At 37.6% G+C, this 20525-nt stretch carries 18 protein-coding genes; 5 read left to right on the forward strand and 13 right to left on the reverse strand.

Annotated elements, in window-relative coordinates:
• Positions 1-15 precede the first annotated feature (15 nt).
• From MHH51_RS21520 to MHH51_RS21535, 4 genes are all read right to left on the reverse strand, one after another.
• The gene (locus MHH51_RS21520) at positions 16-636 is read right to left on the reverse strand and encodes a GntR family transcriptional regulator (protein WP_147211907.1); all 621 of its coding nucleotides are present in this window, start codon (positions 634-636) and stop codon (positions 16-18) included.
• Between the two features lie 24 nt (positions 637-660).
• Positions 661-2007 (reverse strand): four-carbon acid sugar kinase family protein, encoded by a 1347-nt coding sequence (locus tag MHH51_RS21525; protein ID WP_246145211.1) that lies wholly within the window; start codon positions 2005-2007, stop codon positions 661-663.
• Between the two features lie 499 nt (positions 2008-2506).
• Positions 2507-3448: a nucleoside hydrolase gene (locus MHH51_RS21530; protein ID WP_147211831.1), complete on the reverse strand. Its 942-nt coding sequence runs from the start codon at positions 3446-3448 to the stop codon at positions 2507-2509.
• Positions 3449-3563: 115 nt separating this feature from the next.
• Positions 3564-4562 carry a LacI family DNA-binding transcriptional regulator gene (locus MHH51_RS21535; protein ID WP_147211832.1) on the reverse strand — a complete coding sequence of 333 codons (999 nt, stop codon included), beginning with the start codon at positions 4560-4562 and terminating at the stop codon, positions 3564-3566.
• Between the two features lie 363 nt (positions 4563-4925).
• Here MHH51_RS21535 and MHH51_RS21540 point away from each other — a divergent pair, with 363 nt between their 5' ends.
• Together MHH51_RS21540 and MHH51_RS21545 are read left to right on the forward strand one after the other, a co-directional pair.
• Entirely contained in the window at positions 4926-6173 is a 1248-nt protein-coding gene (locus MHH51_RS21540) for an MFS transporter (protein WP_339283522.1), read from the forward strand.
• Positions 6148-7644: a glycoside hydrolase family 32 protein gene (locus MHH51_RS21545; protein WP_339283523.1), complete on the forward strand. Its 1497-nt coding sequence runs from the start codon at positions 6148-6150 to the stop codon at positions 7642-7644. Before MHH51_RS21540 ends, MHH51_RS21545 begins: the two co-directional genes overlap by 26 nt.
• Positions 7645-7871: 227 nt before the next feature.
• On the opposite strand, the gene MHH51_RS21550 is transcribed toward MHH51_RS21545, so the two are convergent.
• The 8 genes from MHH51_RS21550 to MHH51_RS21585 form a co-directional block, all read right to left on the reverse strand.
• Positions 7872-9455: a BCCT family transporter gene (locus MHH51_RS21550; protein ID WP_339283524.1), complete on the reverse strand. Its 1584-nt coding sequence runs from the start codon at positions 9453-9455 to the stop codon at positions 7872-7874.
• A gap of 380 nt (positions 9456-9835) precedes the next feature.
• The gene (locus MHH51_RS21555; RefSeq protein WP_147211835.1) at positions 9836-10552 is read right to left on the reverse strand and encodes a GntR family transcriptional regulator; all 717 of its coding nucleotides are present in this window, start codon (positions 10550-10552) and stop codon (positions 9836-9838) included.
• A gap of 222 nt (positions 10553-10774) precedes the next feature.
• The gene (locus tag MHH51_RS21560) at positions 10775-12139 is read right to left on the reverse strand and encodes a hypothetical protein (RefSeq protein ID WP_339283526.1); all 1365 of its coding nucleotides are present in this window, start codon (positions 12137-12139) and stop codon (positions 10775-10777) included.
• A 95-nt stretch (positions 12140-12234) separates the two neighbouring features.
• Positions 12235-13587 carry a PTS ascorbate transporter subunit IIC gene (locus tag MHH51_RS21565; RefSeq protein WP_339283528.1) on the reverse strand — a complete coding sequence of 451 codons (1353 nt, stop codon included), beginning with the start codon at positions 13585-13587 and terminating at the stop codon, positions 12235-12237.
• A gap of 62 nt (positions 13588-13649) precedes the next feature.
• Positions 13650-13925 (reverse strand): PTS sugar transporter subunit IIB, encoded by a 276-nt coding sequence (locus MHH51_RS21570; RefSeq protein ID WP_147211838.1) that lies wholly within the window; start codon positions 13923-13925, stop codon positions 13650-13652.
• A gap of 23 nt (positions 13926-13948) precedes the next feature.
• Positions 13949-14683, reverse strand: a complete 735-nt coding sequence (locus tag MHH51_RS21575; RefSeq protein ID WP_147211839.1) for an SIS domain-containing protein — start codon at positions 14681-14683, stop codon at positions 13949-13951.
• A gap of 3 nt (positions 14684-14686) precedes the next feature.
• Positions 14687-15139: a PTS sugar transporter subunit IIA gene (locus MHH51_RS21580; protein WP_339283530.1), complete on the reverse strand. Its 453-nt coding sequence runs from the start codon at positions 15137-15139 to the stop codon at positions 14687-14689.
• Positions 15140-15504: 365 nt separating this feature from the next.
• Complete coding sequence (locus MHH51_RS21585; RefSeq protein WP_156986135.1) at positions 15505-16368, reverse strand: oxidoreductase; 864 nt, start codon at positions 16366-16368, stop codon at positions 15505-15507.
• Positions 16369-16492: 124 nt separating this feature from the next.
• On the opposite strand from MHH51_RS21585, the gene panB reads away from it, so the two are divergent.
• Genes panB through panD form a run of 3 tightly spaced genes read left to right on the forward strand, consistent with a single transcriptional unit; the run spans position 16493 to position 18517 of the window.
• Positions 16493-17284, forward strand: coding sequence for a 3-methyl-2-oxobutanoate hydroxymethyltransferase (panB, locus tag MHH51_RS21590; RefSeq protein WP_147211909.1), 792 nt, complete (start codon positions 16493-16495; stop codon positions 17282-17284).
• A complete protein-coding gene (gene panC, locus MHH51_RS21595; protein ID WP_156986136.1) occupies positions 17281-18141 on the forward strand; it encodes a pantoate--beta-alanine ligase in 861 nt (286 codons plus the stop codon). Before panB ends, panC begins: the two co-directional genes overlap by 4 nt.
• On the forward strand, positions 18134-18517 hold the full coding sequence (gene panD / locus MHH51_RS21600) for an aspartate 1-decarboxylase (protein ID WP_339283531.1): 384 nt from the start codon (positions 18134-18136) through the stop codon (positions 18515-18517). Before panC ends, panD begins: the two co-directional genes overlap by 8 nt.
• A gap of 99 nt (positions 18518-18616) precedes the next feature.
• Here the strand turns inward: panD and MHH51_RS21605 are convergent, their stop codons facing one another.
• Positions 18617-20494 (reverse strand): beta-glucoside-specific PTS transporter subunit IIABC, encoded by a 1878-nt coding sequence (locus tag MHH51_RS21605; protein ID WP_339283532.1) that lies wholly within the window; start codon positions 20492-20494, stop codon positions 18617-18619.
• Positions 20495-20525 lie beyond the last annotated feature (31 nt).

The raw sequence follows: 20525 nt of genomic DNA on the forward strand, positions 1-20525 counted from the left end.
CTATTCCAAACTCATCTATTGGAAATAAATCATTTTTGAATCTATCAAATGATCTCTCATCAATTCTGAGCTTCGTTTATCTTTTGCTTTAAGTGCTTCCAGGATTTCCATATGCTCCTGATAGAACTTTCTTACTCTTCCTGGATCTTTCTTTAAATGACGTAACGTAATTCTTCGCAAATGGTCTTGATAGTTTAATAAAATCTTAGTAATCTCCGTATTGCCGGCAAATTCACTAATCGCTAAGTGAAATTCATGATCCAGTGTTGCGAATAAGCTGACATCCTCTTCTTCTGCCGCTTTCTCCGTAGCATAAACAATCTCTTCTAATTCATTACATTGTTCTTTTGTTATGCGTTTATAAATCTCATTACAATTAAAAGTTTCTAAAGCAACCCGCAGATTATAAATATCATTAATTCTTTCAATGGATATATCATTCACAATAATTCCTTGCTTTGAAGAAACTGTTACAAATCCTTCTGATTCTAATCGAACCAGCGCATTTTTTATAGGTGTTTTACTCATTCCCAAATCATCTATTAGTGTTCTTTCTGACAGAAATCTTCCGGGTTCATAGTTTTCTTCTAATATTCTTTCTTTAATTTTCTGATAAGCAACATCTTTTAATAACATAATTACGCTCATTCCCTTAGTTTATTAAGAGCCGGACTGATAGACTTTCTCAAAGAATTGCGGCCCGCCTAACTGACCACTCTTCAATGCAATCTCTAGTCCATCAAATTTAGGTCTCTCTGAATATGCTAAACATAAAGGGGCACCTGGCGCAATAGAATCCAGCACTTCCAGTCCAAAAATATCTAAATTAGATGTAACAAACCCTGAAGTATCGCCCCCAGATATAATTAACCTCTTAATCTCTATCTGGTCTAAAACCTTCTTGGTCCACTCTCCTAATTTCCTTCCGATGTAAATCCCTGTATCTTCGCTAGAAATACCTTCTTCCAGTAAATGCTGTTTTGTTTTTTCAATTATAGGATCATCTGGTCCTTTGGCTGTATAAATAATTACCTTTTTCTTAAGCTCTATTTTCTTCACTATATTCCCCATGAATTCTTCAGCTTTTTCCTCATCAGTAAATAATTCATAAGGTATTTGTTCTAAATGAAAGCCAGCCTCCTCTGCATTCTCCAGCTGCTGCTTTGTCACTTCAGATACACTGCCGGAAACAGAGAATATTTTCTCTATCTTGGAGGGTGCTATGTCCTTTTCTGCTCGAGAAGCTACTTGATTCCTTTTCATTGCATCTCCCAAAGCATATTCAATGCCTGAGGACCCTAATAGAAATTGTGTATCTGTTCCCTTCATTTTCCAAAGTACTTGAGATACCTTCTCCATATGAATATCGTTTAGTGCATCAAACAATACAATATTATCCTCTTCAGCATGCTTCTCAATGATTTCTGATACATTCTGCTCTTCCAAGTCTAAGATACTGACTTTATCTATCTGCTGCTCTGTCTGTTTCTGCAAATGCACAGCTAAATCAGCTTCATCCATCGGGGTTACTGGATGTCTGGACATTACTGGATGTCTGTCCAGGCGATATACTTTATCCTGAAAAGCAGCAAAATGGTTCCCAAATATTGTATATCTCCCTAACATTGGAGCTGCTACTAATAAAGGGAAATTGCCTTTATTAAAATAATTCCGGGCAAGATCACCGGCAAACCCGATACTTCCTACGTCTGGTGATGAATCAAAGGTAGAACAAACCTTATAATGAACAAAATACGGATTTATTTTTTGAAAAAAATCATAAACAGGAACTAATTCTTTTTCCATGCCATTTCTATTTTTCGCGCGGGCAGTCCCCGCTACTCCAACGCAATCAACACCCTGGAAACGCTCCATCATCTTTTCATTTGGTATTTTTAAAAATAAAATTGTTTTTAAGCCATATTGATCCAGTGCTTCCATTGCATCTGTTGATCCAGTGAAATCGTCTCCATAAAAACCTAATATCAATCTCTTCAAGTATTCCACCTCCTAAAATCTAACATAGATCTAAGTTGAATCTAAAAAAGATACTATCATTGCTATTTTATTTTGTCAACGCTTTCTTCAAATATATTTTATAACTATTAGAAGCAAACTTGATAAAGACTAAATTTTCTTCTATAAAACCTCACTTTTTTATTTATCAGACTATATTATATAATTCTAATTATTTGAAGATATTATAAGATAATAGAAATATCATGCGTATTATGCTAATTAAGTATATTTCTTAAATTATATGAACATTTTTTATATCTTTAATGTCCGGAATTGCATCGTCTTCTCTCTTTAGTACAATAACAAGTAAGACAATACATAAGAGCGAGGAGAGTTATTATGAAAAGAGGGATTCTATTTATTTTAGGCTTCTTACTTGGAGCGTTGATTTATGTCTGGTTTCTTTATTAGAGTGAAATTTTTTCTGACACACAAAAAACCAAGTCTTCCTAAAAAAAAGACTTGGTTTTTATCATACATATTTACTTTATTTCTCCTGTCTTGCCAAATTCGTAATGTAATCAAAAAAATCATCACGATTAACTTCATAAACAAATTGTACAGGGCGTCCGGACTCTGAAATCTCGGTTTTCCCCTGACTGGCTCCGTTTGGATGCACAATGCTTTTGACCTCTTGCTTCTTTACCAGTTCCGGCTTTCCAACTGTCGCTGTTGTCAATACATCCCATAAAAAGTAAGTGGAGTTCGTTTGAAAATGCACAAGCGGAGGAACCATTGCATAGCACTGTCCAAGAAAATCTATTCCGATATCGCGGCGTTCAGCAGCCCATCTGTCTCTGACATCGATTGTCAATGGAACCATATTCGTGCTTTCCAAAGCAATTAAATCAATTTCAATCGAACTATCCCAAACGGTTTTCACTGCTTCCGGGTCCCAAAAAGCATTCCATTCCGCAGTCCCATCATGCTCCGGCTCCTCAACATTGCCATTTTCCAGAAATGTTCCGCCCATCCAGATAAGCTTTTCAATTTTCTGTTCAATATCCGGGGCGATTTCCAATGCTCTTGCCAGGTCTGTTAAGGGGCCGACAAATACAAGTGTTATTTTCTCATCACTCTTACGAAGAACCTTTACCAGGTGCTCGTGTGCAGCTTCTTCCGCAAGCTTTGCTTCTATCTTTCCAGACTCATTTAGTATAGGCAGAGCATCTACAAAGAAAGCGTGCATCCGCCAATCTTTTGGAAATGGATTTTTCCCGCGGGAAGTGGATGCAGCAACCTCTATATTCTGCCCTTTTCCAAAACGGTCAATAATTTTACGGCTTGCATAAACAGCCGGCTCCAAATAACAGTCTGCTGGAATAACCCCGACCCCTGCTAAATTGATATCCTCCATTTGCAACAACAAAAACAGCGAGATTAAATCATCTACACCGCCATCATGGTTTAAATATACTTTCTTTTTCATGGATAAACTCCTCTTTTCTTTTAAAATCGCCATACACAGGGCGCTTCATATATTTATAACTCACAAAAGATTATTGAATGTTGGCCCCACATTCCTTTACTAACAACCATCAAGCTTATGATTTTTTATAATTAGAGCTTGTCCGTTCAATTAATACAGGGTCTAACTTGATATTAACTTTTTCTGTGGATACTTCATTTTCAATACGATTGAGAAGAACCTCAAGCGTCGTCTTCACCATATCTTCAATCGGTTGATGAATACTGGAAATTCCCATTATTTTTGAAAGGTATGTATCATCAAAACCAATTAAACTGATATCTTCAGGTATTCGAATCTTTCTTTCCTGGGCCATTTCTAAAAATTCCAAAGCCACCAGATCATTCCCGGCAAAAATACACGTGAAATCAAGTTGCTCTTTCTTCTCTTTTAAGTATGATTCAATATCCTGCCGGATTAAATAATTGTTTGTAGAAGCCTCTTCAACGCGGATAAAATTGTTCAAATCAAAATCGAAACCATTTTCGTACAATACACTTTTATACCCTAAAAATTTATCATCGAGTGCAGTGCCAATAAACCCAAATTTTGTATGACCTGCATGTATAAATTTCTCAGCAGCAATTTTCCCGGCCTGCATATGATCAAGGCCAACGCTATCCAAAGATTGATGGTTCTGTGTAATGATTACTGTTGGGATACCAAGTTTATTCATTCGTTGTAAGTTGTACTCACCCGTAGGTATACAAATTACTCCATCCGCCTGACGAGCTATAAAATTTTGAATACTTTCCCATTCTGTGATTGGGTTATGTTTAGAGTTATGCAGGAGAATACTATATCCTAGTTTTCTCGCTTCGGATTCCAGCACATCAACCAGCTCTACAAAATAAGGATTGTACGTTTCTGTAACGCACACACCAATAATTTTGGATTGGCTTCTTTTCAAAGTTTGTGCAGCACTATTCGGAATATACCCTACATCTTCTATAACCTTAAGGACCCGTTTTGCTGCATCTTCATTAACTTTTTCATTCCCGTTAATAACACGCGAGACAGTAGATTGTGAAACTTTTGCCAGTTTAGCAATTTCTTTCATTGTCAATTTAGCCATAGCAGACTCCTTCCCTTTCCGTGAATTCGTATTCTAATAAACGAATTATTTATTCGTATAGAGTCTTCAAAATAAAATCTTTTTATAATAATAAATCCCTAAATCATCCCTCTCTAATATAGCAACACCAGGCAGTTAAGCTCAATGAAAACACAAATTCAAGCGAGAAATCGTTTTCTAAAATCATTGACTTACTATTTTTCGAGGAATATAATAAATAACATCGTTTATGAATACGTATTCTCATTATATTCACAAAGGAGGTTATAAAGACGTTTTAACTTTATTTGTTTCGCTTTTCCAATTCATAAACCATCCCTTTTACAATATTATTTTACTACATTTAGAGAATAGGTGATAACAATGCATATGTTTAAAAATAAAAATTACTGGTTTTCATCCGGCTATTTATTTCTTTTCTTTATTACATGGTCAGTTTGGTGGTCTTTTTATTCCATTTGGTTAAACGGGACGCTCGGTTTAACGGGGTCTCAGACAGGCACCGTTTTTTCAATCAATTCCTTTCTGTCATTGATATTTATGCTCCTATACGGTGTTATTCAGGATAAAATCGGCACCAAGAAACATTTAATCTGGTTTCAGAGTATTTTTCTAATCGGAACAGGGCCGTTTATCATTTATGTATACGAACCGCTCCTGCAGTCAAACTTTACGCTCGGTGCTATTCTAGGCGGTATTTATTTTGGAGCCGGTTTCATTGCAGGGGTTGCGTTCCTTGAATCATACGCCGAGAAACTAAGCCGGAAATTCAAATTCGAATATGGGACATCAAGAATGTGGGGATCCATTGGATACGCATGTGCTACTCTAACTGCTGGATTATTGCTCAGCATTAACCCTCATCTTAATTTCTGGATTGCTTCTGTTGCAGGGATCGGCTTCTTTCTTCTAAACTGCTTCTTTAAAGTCGATGTAAATGAAGTAGAGGAAGATAAAACAGCAAGCTTACGCATAAAGGATATTGTTTCCATTGTTAAAGTGAAAAAGTTCTGGTATTTTGTTTTATTTCTTTTTGGAACTGCTTGTATTTACACGATTTATGATGTTCAGCTGTTTCCAGTTTATTTCACACAGCATTTCACCGATACAGAAATCGGATATCAAGTATTTGGGTATTTAAATTCATTCCAGGTTTTTCTTGAATCAGCCATGCTGTTTGCAGCACCCTTTATTCTTAATAAAGTCGGAGCGAAGCAATCATTGATTTTAGCTGGTGTTATTATGGGTACTCGTATTATAGGCTCTGCGCTTGTCGACAGTACTATTGCTATTTCTTTGATCAAGCTTCTTCACGGGATTGAACTGCCTATCCTGCTCATTGCTATTTTTAAATATATTGCACTCAATTTTGATCAAAGGCTTTCTGCTACAATTTACCTGATTGGTTTTAAAATATCAGGTGAAATCGGTGTTATTGCTTTTTCGTCTGTAATTGGCAAGCTTTACGACAGCACTGGTTTTATAACGACATTTTTTGTCCTTGGCACAATTGTTTATATTTTCACAGTTGCTGCTATCTTCTTCTTAAGTAATCACAAATCAAAACGAAATGAGGTTATTCCATATGAAACAGCCGAAGACACACAATGAACAGCTTTTACTCGCCAATCAATCAGTAGCAAATTCAAAAGACGAGTTAAAGGATGCTTCATATCGTCTCAACTATCATTTTATGGCTCCTGTAGGTTGGTTAAATGACCCTAACGGCCTTATCCAACATAATGGGATTTATCATTTATTTTACCAGTTCAACCCGTATAGCTTTCACTGGGGCCCGATGCACTGGGGACATGCCACAAGTACAGACCTTGTTCACTGGAACCATGAACCTGTTGCCTTAGCCCCATCTGAAGCCTATGAGTATGATGAAGCAAAGAGCGAGATGGGGTGTTTCTCCGGCTCTGCGGTAATGAACGGCGATGTCATGACACTGATTTATACAGGCCATTTAGAAGGAAACGAAAATAAAGAAGTACAGGCTATCGCTACATCAACGGACGGGATACACTTCACAAAACATCCTGCAAATCCAGTTATAAGCAAAAGTCCTGAAGGTTTAAGCAATGAATTCCGGGACCCGAAAGTGTGGAAACACGGAGAATTCTGGTATATGGTTGTGGGAACAGCCATAGATAAGGATGGAGCAATTGTACTATACAAATCCAGCAATCTTACGGAATGGGAATATGTAGGCATTGCTGCGAAAAGTGACGGCACTCAGGGTGATATGTGGGAATGTCCAGATCTATTTCCGCTTGGCAATAAGTATGTATTGATTACATCTCCAATGAATATGGATAATGGAAAAAGTACAGTTATGACAGGCAGTATGGATTATGAAAAAGGAATTTTCACACCCGAATCACAGCGGGAAATTGACTATGGAATTGACTTCTATGCTGCACAGACTTTTGAGGACGAGAAAGGACGGCGTATCCTTATTTCCTGGATGGATTTTCCTTTTACAGAATTCCCATCCAAAGCTGATAAGTGGTCCGGCGCAATGACAATCCCTCGCGAGCTCACATTGGGTGAGGACGGATTCGTACGCTCCCATCCGGTTCAGGAACTAAATACACTCCGGGATATCCATAAACATTATGATAAACTTATGCTATCAAAGGATGATACTTATAATCTTAATTCCAATGTTTATTTCAAACACAGCTATGAGCTGAAATGCAAATGGACATTACCAGAAATTGAAAAAGGCGGAAAAGTCGGCTTGCGTCTACGTCAATCAAAGGATGGATCTGAGCAGACAAATGTTTTCTATGACTCAGCAACGAATGAAATAATTGTCGATACAACAAATGCAGGAGAACTTTCACATAAAGCTGTTAATAAAGCACCCTTGCGTACTAAAAATAACGAAATTGCACTTCATGTGTTTGTCGATACATGCTCTGTTGAGGTATTTGTAAACGATGGTGAAGCAACTCTCTCTACAAGAATTTATCCAGACCTCGCAAGCAATGGCATAGAGTTATATACAGAAGAAATGGAAGCGATTGTAGAATATACTGATATTTGGTCGCTTAAAAATACCGGGATTTCATAAGATGAAATTTATATCAATAAATGAGGTTTTATGGACCATTATCTATGCTAAAAATAGCTATGTATTATTGTAAGAAAAAAGCAGAATAACTGATTTACTTGATATTAAAAAAATGAAACGGATCTTCCATAACGGGCGAACTAATTTCGCTCCCGCTTATGAAAGATCCGTATTATTATAACAAGCATAATTTTATGCGCCCTGTCTTTTTTTACAATTCACGCTTATCAATCGGTCTGCTTTTCAGCAGAATACCTTGCTTTCCGAACATTTTTTACCCAGGCCCGATCTTCGTCCATCATTTTTTTAGCAGCATAAACCGTTAGAACCTGAATAATAATAATTGGTATCCCCATTAATCCCGATAGCACTTCCAGCGGAGAAAGGCCTCCTACACTCATAAGCGTCAGAGCAAGCACTGTAATCAAAACTGCCACTAAGATCCTTAACGATTTATAAGGGGCAGATTTCGTCATATCCTGATTAGACATATAGGTTGCTACGGTATAAGTTGTTGAATCTAATGTAGTAATTAAGAAAACCGTCGCAATAATCGTAAATAAGATGATAGTTAATGCCGGTAATGGCAACGAACTCAAAATAGCAGGAATCGATTGCTCCAAGCCTTGATTTTGAACAATATCCAGAACCGGCACTGCATCTGTCACCTGCCTGTGAACACTTAGTCCTCCAAGGACACCTGTCGCAATCCAGGATAATAGTGTAGGCGCCAATAGATACGTTAAAATCATTTCTTTAATCGTTCTGCCTTTGGATACGATCGCTGCAAAAACACCGTGAAGCATCGCCCAGGTTGCATTGTAAGCAAACCAAAAGACGGTATGGCTTTCAATATGTGTACCGCCCTCCATATCAAGTGAATTGGTATACAGAGAAAAGTTCATATAATTAGTGATTAAATAACGTACGGAATCAGAAAAGAAATTCATAATAAAGATTCCTGGCCCAATTGCAAGAATAAGGAGAGCAAAAGCTCCTGCAAGATACATATTCAATGTACTTAACCGTTTGATTCCTTTATCAATCCCCACATAAGCACTGATGGAAAACCCTAAAACCCACACTAATGTAACAATCACAGTAAATGGAAATGTCACCTCAATATTCAATATCTCCGCCAGATTATACGTAACAATCGGTGTACCAAGACCTAAGGTCACTGCGGCTCCAGCTAAAATACTGACTAAGAAAAGGATATCAAGAATAACCCCGCCTATTCCGTCTGTAAACTTGTTACCGAATATAACGCGGCACGCCTCTGAAATACGCATTCTTGGTTTCTTTCGGACATACAAAAGATATCCCATCGCCGGAGCTACCATAACAAAGACGGCAAAGGTCTGAAAGGTCCATAAAAACATGCTGTAGGAATTCCCGGCAAGAATTGCTTCCATTGATCCTGCTTCCAATCCAAATGGCGGATCATTTGCAACCTCACTCCATTGCGTCAGACCCGTCCGCATGATAGTTGAACCAAGGCCCATCGCAACTAAAATAGATGCATATTCAAATAAGTTGTACCTTGGTTTCTTTGCCGGATCTCCTAAAACTACTTTCCCATACTTAGAAAATGAGAAATACACTGCGGCTATAACGATTAAAAGGGCATACCCTAAATAACCCCATTTAAAGGAATCTACTAATGTATTAAAAATACTGTCCAATAATTCCTTAGATTCACTTGTATACACTGCAAATAGAGCACTAAAGATTGCTATAATCACAATAGAAGGAATAACAATGCTTTTCTCCACCAAGCTTTTTTTCTTCTGTCGTCCTGGCGCTTCCATTTTAAGGTCTCCTTTCTCTACTACCTGATTAAAAAAACAGATATTAATATTACACATGTTTTTTACACCTACTAATACCACAGAAGAAAAGTTATAAAACATCGGAGAGATAGAAGCACAATGCAATCAACATATTTTTATGGATGGCTGATTAAATTTTACATTTATCTTCCATATTACATGTTATTTACGAAAATATGTACCAGCTCACTATAGTCAGACAATATAGAAATCATTTTACAATCAGGCGTCCTTAAAGATAAATAATAAAAAAGGATTCAGACAAATATCAAATCTTTAACTTGATATTTGTCTGAATCTCCTTTTAACGTCATGTTCTTATATAATTTATTTCTTTATATTATTCTAATTTAAAAATGTTATGTCAATTCTACTATATAGTCAAACTTATCTCCACGCGCAATACCCAGTGTATATCCAATCAGATACTCATTATGATAAGCATATCGTTTAATCATCATTGCTGACTGATTAGAAGGTAATTGAAAATGCTTCGCTTCTTCTTCACGTAATGTAGTGGCTTTAAAGCTTTCAATTGCCTTTGTAACTCCAAGCGAATAGTCCTCTATAAAAATTTGGTACATCGATCTTGACTCTAAATCTTCTTTTGAGAGGTTTGGAAAAAACTTTTTCGGCAAATAAGTTGTCTCATAAAGCAAGGGCTCATCATCGGCAAGTTGCAGCCGGACCACTTTAATAACTATTTCGAAGGGAGAAATTTTTAATTTACTTGCCAGCCGGTCATCTACGACTGTCTCTTCAAAATTCAAGACAACTGTAGAGGGAACCTTTCCATTCTTTTTCATCTCTTCTGTGAAACTATAAAGTTTTACAAGATGCTGATTATAGCGTTTTGATGATACAAACGTTCCTGCACCATGCACCTTATAAATATATCCTTCTCTTTCCAATTCTTGCAAGGCCTGACGCACAGTGATTCTGCTCAGCTTATAAATTTCACATAGCTCCCGTTCCGGAGGCAGTCTTTCTCCTTCAAGATAATAACTTTCATCTATTTTTTTTATTAAATCCTCCATTAATTGTAAATAAAGAGGCAATCTATTATTTTTATCCATTACTTCATATCTTCCCTGCACATATATTCTTTATCCATGAAATACATACATGAATAAAGGAGGTTAATAAAATACTGCTAAATTACTGCGATTATATCATAGGAAAGAATAGATATATATGGCTTATTCCAGAACCAGCAATAAAAATTCGCAGTTATTAAATCCAGAACCAGCACACCGCCTATAACCAACTACTATTTCCTTCTCTCTAAAACAGTCTTGTTATTCAGATTCATCCTGCCCAGGAACAAATAGCTTTACATCGTCTATTACCGCAGAACCTTCATAATAATTAATATGAGGTATACCCAACAGAAAATAATCTGGATAAGCAGAATCCTCGGGCCATTGTTCAACAGAATAGCTGCCATGAGGACCTTCAAAAGTTAATGTAGAATTGAACTCTCCATTATATTCTTCTGACGTATTATTGTAGTGCCAAATTGGCCTTCCATCTTCAATAAAATCTCTTTCATATCTAAATGTTTGCTGACCAACATGCTTGAAGTTGCCGGACATCTCCATTACATAGCTGTTATCTGTACGTTCTATTGCGAATGTATAAGATTCTTCCGGCATAAGCTCAGGCTGTATTTCTGCATTGGAAATAATAGAGTATTCTGTATCACTATCATAGAAAGAACCACATTCTGTTTCAAACATAAACGAATTATAGCCAATAGATTCATCTCTAAACGTATCACCTGCAAAAAAGATTCCATTAATTGCATTATTGGAACTTTGTTCATCTGCCTGACTGTATAATTCACCGGTTTTGGGATTACAAACAGCATAATCACTATTCCAGGATGAACTAACATTATATGCATCCATTCCAACTTTACGATGATTATGGATAAAAACATTATTATGTGGAGCCGGATTCTCATAATCCATAATGGACAAGAAATAATATCCATTTTCTTTCGTAACATCTCCAAAGTTCGTATTAAGATGACTGGATTCTCCCGAGAAATCTCCTTGACGCTTCCATGGGAAATTTGATTTTCTCTCATCGATTGTATATCCATTGTGTTTATCATCATAATCAAAGGTTCCGTCTCGCTTTCCTCCATAATCTATTCCTTTTAAAATATATTCGACACGATATTGAGATGGCAGTGCTTCTGTTGATCGAATAATCAAACCAGAATCAAAGCTGGTAGACAGTTCAGCAGCTTGTTGGCCGTCCTTACTTACATTAGTCAATGAAGCTTCCGTATCGGGCTGACCATCTCTATCATAATCCCGAACAGCAAATTCAGCTGTCAGCCACCCGTCTTTACCAAAGCTGACCCTTTTCCTCAATAAATCAAAGCTTTCCAGCTGCTTCTCAAAATCAACTCCACCTTGAATTTGAAAAAATTCCCCATCGTCATCTAAATGATCTACATGCCAAGGGCTATTATCTCCATAATTGTCTATTTCCCATGGTATGTCATCAAATGATAATAAATCTTGAAAATCTTCATGGTACATCAACTTCCATCCATCTTTTTCTTCTGCAGCTGCAATTTTGCTATCTATAAAAGTAAAAAACAGCAAAAATACCAACCCTGTAAAGAAAATCTTCCGTTTACGAATCATGTAAGTTGTTCCTCCTTTAAAAAGTTTTTACTTACTATAAGGGAGCACTCTTAATTAAAGATTAATTCTGTATATTGAAATCACATTGAACTTATTTATTTAATAGATGCCTGCTTCTTTTTATAAAAAATACTTAACAGGACTAATGCAATCACCGCTAATATAAATCCTGGAATTGGTATTTTCAAAGTAAAGAACAATTTAATTAGCGCGAGGACAATAATACCATCTGGAACCAGGAAGGCCAGACCTTCTACTCCATAAATATCTAATCCAAATAAAGGATAGAAAAGTGCAACTGGTATTGTCAGGATGATACCATATACACATCCAGATACCATTGCTCCTCTTCTGCCTCCCATGGCATTCCCAAATATACCTGCAATACCTCCTGTAAAGAATCCACCAATAATTGATGGCAGAGGAACAATTGTGCCAAATAGTATGGAAATAAACATTCCAATGACCATACCTATGATAGAAAAGATGAACCCTAACATCAGCGCATTCGGTGCATATGGAAAGAAAATAGGTACATCCAGAGCAGGCTTAGCTCCAGGGACAAGCTTTAAAGCAATCCCTCTAAAAGCAGGAACAATTTCACCAAGAAACATTCTGACACCTTGTAATAGAACAAGTACTCCCGCAGCAAATCCTAGAGCATTTAGTGTACTAAACACAAGATAGTTCTGTCCGTCAGATAATGGATTCACTACTTCCGGTCCTGCAAATAAAGCAGTAATAATATAAATCACAAACATAACAATTGATACGGAAACTGCTGTATCTTTAAAAAAGCTTAATTTCTCCGGCATCTTAATCGATTCACTATCATGCGCTTTATTCCCTGCTGCTTTCCCAACCAAAGCGGATAACACGACCCCAGTTGTTGTCAGATGTCCATAGGCTACTTTATCATTACCTGTGATTTTTCGGACAATGGGTTGTGCAATTGCCGGCAATAATACTAATGTCATTCCATGAATCAATGATCCAAAAATAATTCCATTTGTTTCAGATACACCTAGGTCGTAGAAAGCCCAAGCCAGCGCCCCTGCCAAAATCCACATCATATGTCCGGTTAAAAAAATATACTTAAAAGGTGTAATACGAGCCAACAACACATTTGTTAAAAAACCAAATAATAAAATAAAAGATGTCATTCTCCCAATAGCTGTTACGGAGTCAACAAGAGCTGCTACAATAGCTTCATCTACTGGAACAACTCCCTTTAAATTAAATGCTTCCTCAAACATTGCTGCAAAAGGAGCTAAATTTGTAACGATTAATGATGAGCCTGCTCCTAAAATGAGTATACCTAAAATCGTTTTTATCGTGCCTTTTACAACTTCTGTCACTTCTTTCCGTTGCAGTAATAAGCCGAGCAATGCTACAAGACCTAGAGTAATGGCTGGGACTGTTAAAATTTCTGCTATTGCCCTTAACATTTTTGGACCTCCTTATATTGGCAAATCAATTATTTCAGCATTGTTTAAAAACGAATCCTTCATTACTCTTTTTGGTTTAAATATCCAAGTAGTTTTTTCTCTATTTCGTCATCATCTGTAAGGTTATGAATATATATTTTATCTATCTCTACTCCTTCCAGCGCTGATTCTAAATCCGCTGAAGCCATAATTAAATCTGCTGTTCTTCCTTTTGCTGATCCGGCGTCAAGTGCACTTACTTCCGCTTTTATCCCTTCTTTTGCCAATATATCGTCAACTGTCATTTTAAGCATTAAACTCGTTCCAAATCCCATCCCGCATACTGTAATAATTTCCATAATGAATCCCTCCGTTTATAAGTTTATAAGCAAGTTATCCTATTTCGATACTTTTCTATATGCTGCCTATTTATTTGATCACCTTGATCTAAATTAGAACTGACATATACAGGAGGCGCTTCTCCACTCTTTACAAGATTATCAATTACTTGGACAACAACACTTTGCAGGATAGTGAATCCAATAATTGATGAAGTCGGTCCGAATTTTGCTTCCAGTCCATGAACTTCCATAATTGCGTCCCCGGCATTGCCGTGATTATCCAATACAACATCAGCTAATTGATAGAGTTTTTTACCGTCTTTATGTCTGGATTCCACTTCTTCTGTAAACGCCATTGATGTCAATACAATGACTCTCATTCCTTTTTCTTTCGCTTCAAATGCCATTTCAATCGGGACAGCATTTCTTCCGGATGTAGATACAATTAACATTACATCTTGAGATGCCACATTTTCGTTATTAAGTACCACCTTGGCCAGCCCTTCCTGTCTTTCTGAGAAAGTGCTTAACGGAGCCGACGGAGCCAATGATAACGGCGGTGATAAAATTGCATTAATCGGCACCAAACCTCCCGCACGATAAAATAGCTCCATGGCATACATCTGTGAATGACCGCACCCAAATACATGTAATACACCATTATCTTTTATCGATGTTTCAATAATTTTAGCTGCTTCCAAAATGTTCTTTTCTTCTTTCTGTGAAACTTCTTTTAAGATATCTTCTACTTTTGAAAAAAATTGTTTGTATAACATAAACTACTCCTCCAATTTCTTTTTAATCATTTCTAATACTTTCTTTGCATCCGTTGCTGTTCTGATTCTCTCGACCAGTTGCCCATCCTTCAATATTTTCATTAGCTCCGCCATTAATTGCAGATGAGAATCATGATCTACAGCCCCCAGAGCAAATAATAAGTCAACCGGGTCTTTATCACCTGCTCCAAATTCAATTGGCTTTTCAAGCGTAAGTAAACTTAAACAAATCTCGTTCACGTTTCCTTCAGGTCGCGCATGAAATAATGCAATGCCCGGAGCAATTACAATATAAGGGCCAAACTCATGCACAGACGCTATCATGTCTGCTATATACTCCTTTTTAATAGATTGATTATCCAATAATAGTCCGCCGGCTTTTTTTGCTGCCTCCCCCCAATCGATAGCGCTTTCATTTAATAGAATCGTGTTTTGGCTTAAAGCTTGATAAATCATCTTTTCCCCGCTTTCTTGTATAAAATATAAAATCTCCATCCAAATTGGTTATGTTGACATAACCAATTTGGATATTTATAAAAGGTCTTCTAGATTTATAGTAGACCTTTATCCTTACAAGCTATGTCATTATCACTATTGGTTATAACCAATTTAAATACATTCTAAATGAAAACGCTTTATTTGTAAACCCTTATTTTTGAATTTTTATGAGATTACGCGTCAAAAACATATGTAATTTTTGATTCTTTTTTATATCATAAAAATGGTGACTGCTATAATAACGATACTTTTCAGCAAAATAAACAGTCTCTCTTTATACTGTCATTCATGAACAAAGAGAAACTGTAAATACCATCTATATGCTAACCCTTCATCTCACTTGCCAAAAGCAAGCTGTACACGGTATCCAAACAAGGTGTATCAAGGTCATGCTCTCTGCTCTTCTCATATAAAAAACCTTGAATATACTCCACTTCCATTGATTGCCCATTTATCATATCGTAATACATACTTGTTCCCATCTGAGAAGGATATCCAGCGTAAATCTTCATAATTTCCTCCAGCACCTTTTCCTGGAAATAAACACCTTCTGCTGCTGCAATTTCAACTCCTTCTTGAATTAATCTTTTACACAGGCTCTGTACTTTTTCCTCCTGCAAAATAAGTGCTGTATTTCTGCTGAGTGCGGTTACAGAATTAATTGCTACATTAACGATCAGTTTATACCAAACCTCATTACGATAGTCAGATTGTAATTGGATATCGAGATTACTTGCAGCAATCACTTTCTTTAATTTTTTGGTTACGGTATTCTCCGGTAAAATCAGGGTTCGGTCACGAAAATGCATGACTACATTTCCTTTCTTTTGCCCGCTAATATAAACAACAGCCTGATAAGTATTGCCCGGGAGCTGGAATTTTCCCAACTGTCCATAGCCATTCTGACAAAGAATACAAACGGTATCTGCATGCATCAGCTTATCCAAGTGTGGCATAATCCCTTCCAATTGTGTTCCTTTCACTGCGATAAATAAATAATCAAAAACAGTTTCCACTTCAGAAATAGCCTCTACAGGAAAAGTGGTACTTTCTGGATCTTCTACGCGTTCAATACACACTTTCCCCTCTTTTCTGCCCAGAAATGTCACATGATAATCGCTGTTTTGTAATGATTCGCCGATGACAGCACCGACTGCACCTGGTCCAATAACTCCAAACTTATACATTTTTACCTCTCCTCCTTTTCCTCAAGCTAATAACTTGCCATTGTGAATCTATACAGATAATTTTATAATAAGAAAAAGAATAAAAATAGTAGGTGATCCAAAAGTGAAACTCCTTAAAGATTTCATGGAAATGAAAAATAACGGAGAGAAGATAACAATGCTCACGGCATATGACTTCCCAAGCAGCAAGCAGGCAGAACAGGCCGGGCTGGATATCATCCTTGTCGGAGACTCACTCGGCATGACGGTACTTGGTTATGAAAGCACCGTTCAGGTGACACTAGATGATATGAAACATCATGGCAAAGCTGCACGCCGGGGAGCAAATGATACATTCATGGTCGTTGATATGCCCTTTGGAGCAGCTGGTGTAGACGAAAAAATAGATATGCAGCATGCAATTGAATTATATCGGGAAACAAAAGCCAATGCACTAAAAATTGAGGGGGCACATACCGCTCCTTTAATTAAAAAATGCACACAGAATGGAATTCCGGTCGTCGCTCATCTGGGCTTGACCCCGCAAAGCTTTGGCATTACCGGCTATAAGCTTCAAGCAGCATCTAAAGAAGAAGCTGAGACGTTAATTGAAGAAGCAAAGCTGGTCCAGCAAAGTGGAGCTGTCATGCTTGTGCTGGAAGCAATCCCCAGTGACCTTGCAGCAACCATCTCAAGAAATTTATCCATTCCCGTCATTGGTATCGGGGCTGGGGCAGATACCGATGGGCAAGTACTTGTTTATCACGATGTGTTAAACTATGGTGTGGACCGTAAGCCAAAGTTCGTAAAACGCTACGGAGACTTTACAACTGGTGTGGATGCATTAAAAGCTTACCACGAAGAAGTTAAAGCAGGCATCTTCCCTTCGCCTGAATTTACGTATAAGAAACAAATTATGGATGAGGTAGACGCATGACCCAACGAATAACAACAGTACAAGAAATGAAAGATATTGTAAGAGCATTAAAAAAAGAACAAAAGCAAATCGGCTTCGTTCCTACGATGGGAGCCTTACATGACGGTCATTTAACAATGGTTAAGACCTCATTGAAAAAAAATGACATCACTGTTGTCAGCGTATTTGTAAATCCGCTTCAATTTGGCCCGAATGAAGATTTCGATGCTTATCCAAGAGATATTGAGAGCGATCAGGAAAAATTGGACGCACTTGGAACCGATTATGTTTTCTATCCAAGTGTGGAGGAAATGTATCCAAAGCCATTAGCTCTTTCGGTAAAAGTAAACCGCATGGCTGAGGTACTGGAAGGAGCCAAACGCCCTGGCCATTTTGACGGTGTTGTTACAGTTGTAAATAAACTATTTAATATCATTCGTCCCGATTTTGCTTATTTTGGAAAAAAGGATGCACAGCAGCTCGCAATTATCGAAAGAATGGTTGCAGAGTTTAACCATTCAATTGAAATTATCGGGGTTGATACGATCAGGGAAGCAGATGGTTTGGCCAAAAGTTCACGCAATGTATATTTAACTGTACAGGAGCGGCAGGAGGCAGTCCATTTATACCAAAGCCTGATCAAAGCAAAAAAGCGATACGATGCCGGGGAAAGAAACAGTGCTGTTCTGATTAATGTAATCAATGAGCACCTTACCAAAAACACCTCTGGAAGTGTAGAGGATATAGCCATTTACAGCTACCCGGAGCTCGTGGAACAGCCACAGATTACCGGTCAAATTTTTATATCTCTGGCTGTGAAATTTTCCAAAGCCAGACTGATTGATAATATCATTATTAAAGGAGACAATCATGATTAGAACAATGATGAACGGCAAGATTCACCGTGCGAGAGTGACAGAAGCCAACTTAAATTATGTCGGCAGCATCACAATTGATGCCGATATTTTAGATGCCGTCGATATATTGCCCAATGAAAAGGTTGCTATCGTGAATAACAACAATGGTGCACGCTTGGAGACCTATGTGATTGCGGGAGAACGCGGGAGCGGTAAAATTTGTCTAAATGGGGCAGCTGCCCGGCTGGTACAGATTGATGATGTGATTATTATTATTTCTTATGTACAGCTAAATCAGGAAGAAGTTAAAAAGCATGTGCCAAAAGTTGCTGTGATGAATGAGAAAAATAAAATTGTAGAATTGATTCAGGAGAAGGAAAACCAGCTGGTTTTTTAGACTTTCCGGAAATAAAATAAGCAGAAACGTGCTGTCTCTATAAAAAAAGAGCAGCACGTTTTATTTAATTCTATTTATTATTGAAGACAAACTCCTGAATTATTCCTTTACTGCTTTTAAAATCCATTCGTCCTGCTTCACTTGTCCGGCTTGATCATTAGGGAGTATCTCCTGATAATCAGAGCTGTTTGTTACAATAACAGGAGTAACTGTCGGATATCCAGCATCTTTAATTTTATCGATATCAAACGTAATAAGCAATTCTCCCTGCTTGACAGCTTGTCCCTGTTCTACATGCGCTTCGAAGTGCTTCCCTTCCAGATTTACGGTATCCAGACCAATATGGATTAATAACTCCAAACCTTGTTCTGAACGTAAACCAATCGCATGCTTGGTTTGAAATAGTGATTCAATAGACCCGTTAAAAGGAGCAATAACTTCTCCATTCGTTGGTTCAACTGCTATTCCTTTCCCTAAAAGACCTTCTGCAAAAGTTGGATCACTTACCTCTTGAAGCGGTATAACCTTCCCTTCCAGCGGACTGTTTACAACTGTCTCTTTGTTTGCAATCTGCTGTCCATCTTTAACAGCTGCAGCTTCTGTCTTTTCTTTTTTAGTTTCCATGTCTTTAAATCCTAGTATAAATGTTAGCACCATCGTAACTGCTATCGTAATGATTAATCCAATAATTAGATAGATAAATTTCGGCCCACTAAACACAGGCAGACTTGTTAAACCCGGTAACACGAAGGCAGATGCAGTTACACCGAATCCAGTTATAAAAGCTCCTCCAATACCGGAACCAATTAATGCTGCAATAAATGGTTTCTTCAGCCGCAGATTTACCCCGTACATAGCAGGTTCCGTTATTCCAAGGAACGCGGAAACCGTAGAGGAAGCAGCTATTGTTTTCAAATCTTTATTTTTAGTCTTAATAAATACTGCAAGAGCAGCAGCTGCCTGTCCCATATTAGCCATTAGAAATACCGGTACTAAATAATCAAAACCAAGAACAGCAATATTTTGAATCGCAATTGGCATTAATCCGTAGTGCATTCCAACAATAACTAATAGTGGGCGTGTTGCTCCCAGAATTCCTCCTGCAAGAATACCAGCGTGCTCAAACAGCCAGGTAATTCCATCTGCTAACCCTATACCAAGATATGATCCCAGCGGTCCAATAGCCACCAGCTGGAAAGGAATCATAATGAGTAAAACAATGGTCGGTGTAAAAATAACTCGAAGTGCGTTTGGCATAATGGCATCTACCCATCTGTGCACATAGCTTAACAGCCATATGGAAATGATGATAGGAATAACCGTCGAGCTATAATTTATAAACGGCAACGGGATACCAAATAACGATAGCCCTTCCGCCCCGCCTTCAGCAATTGCTTTAGCTCCTTCAATTAATGTTGGATACATCAATCCGCCAGCTAATGCAAGCGCAATAAATTCGTTTGTTTTAAACTTCCTTGCAGCGGATACAGCAAGAAAGAAAGGCAGAAAGTAGAACACAGCATCTGCAACAATATTTAATACAGTTACAATATCACTATCTGCAGGAGCCCAATTAAATGTCGTGACTAAGCCTAAAATCCCTTTAACTAATCCTGCCCCGGCAATTGCCGGAATAATCGGTGTGAAAATAGAAGCAATTACTTCAAAGAAACGGCCGATAATATTTCCCTTTTTTTCTTCCTGAACAGTTTCGTCATTCTCTCCACTCTGGAAGTCACCTTGTTTCTCCAGCTCTTTGTATACTTTCCCTACTTCGTTACCGATAACCACTTGAAATTGTCCACTCTGAATTTGGACACGTATAACACCATCAAGTGATTCAATCTTTTCTTTATCGGCTAAATCATTGTTTTTTAAATTAAAGCGTAATCTTGTATAACAGTGGGTAACACTCCCCACGTTTTCTTCTCCTCCAACAAGAGAAAGAATATCCTTTGCCAGCTTCTGCTGATTCATCCCAAATCCTCCTTTATTTGTATGATTTATA

This window comes from Oceanobacillus sp. FSL K6-3682, from assembly GCF_037976165.1.
Classification (GTDB): Bacteria; Bacillota; Bacilli; order Bacillales; family Amphibacillaceae; genus Oceanobacillus; species Oceanobacillus sojae.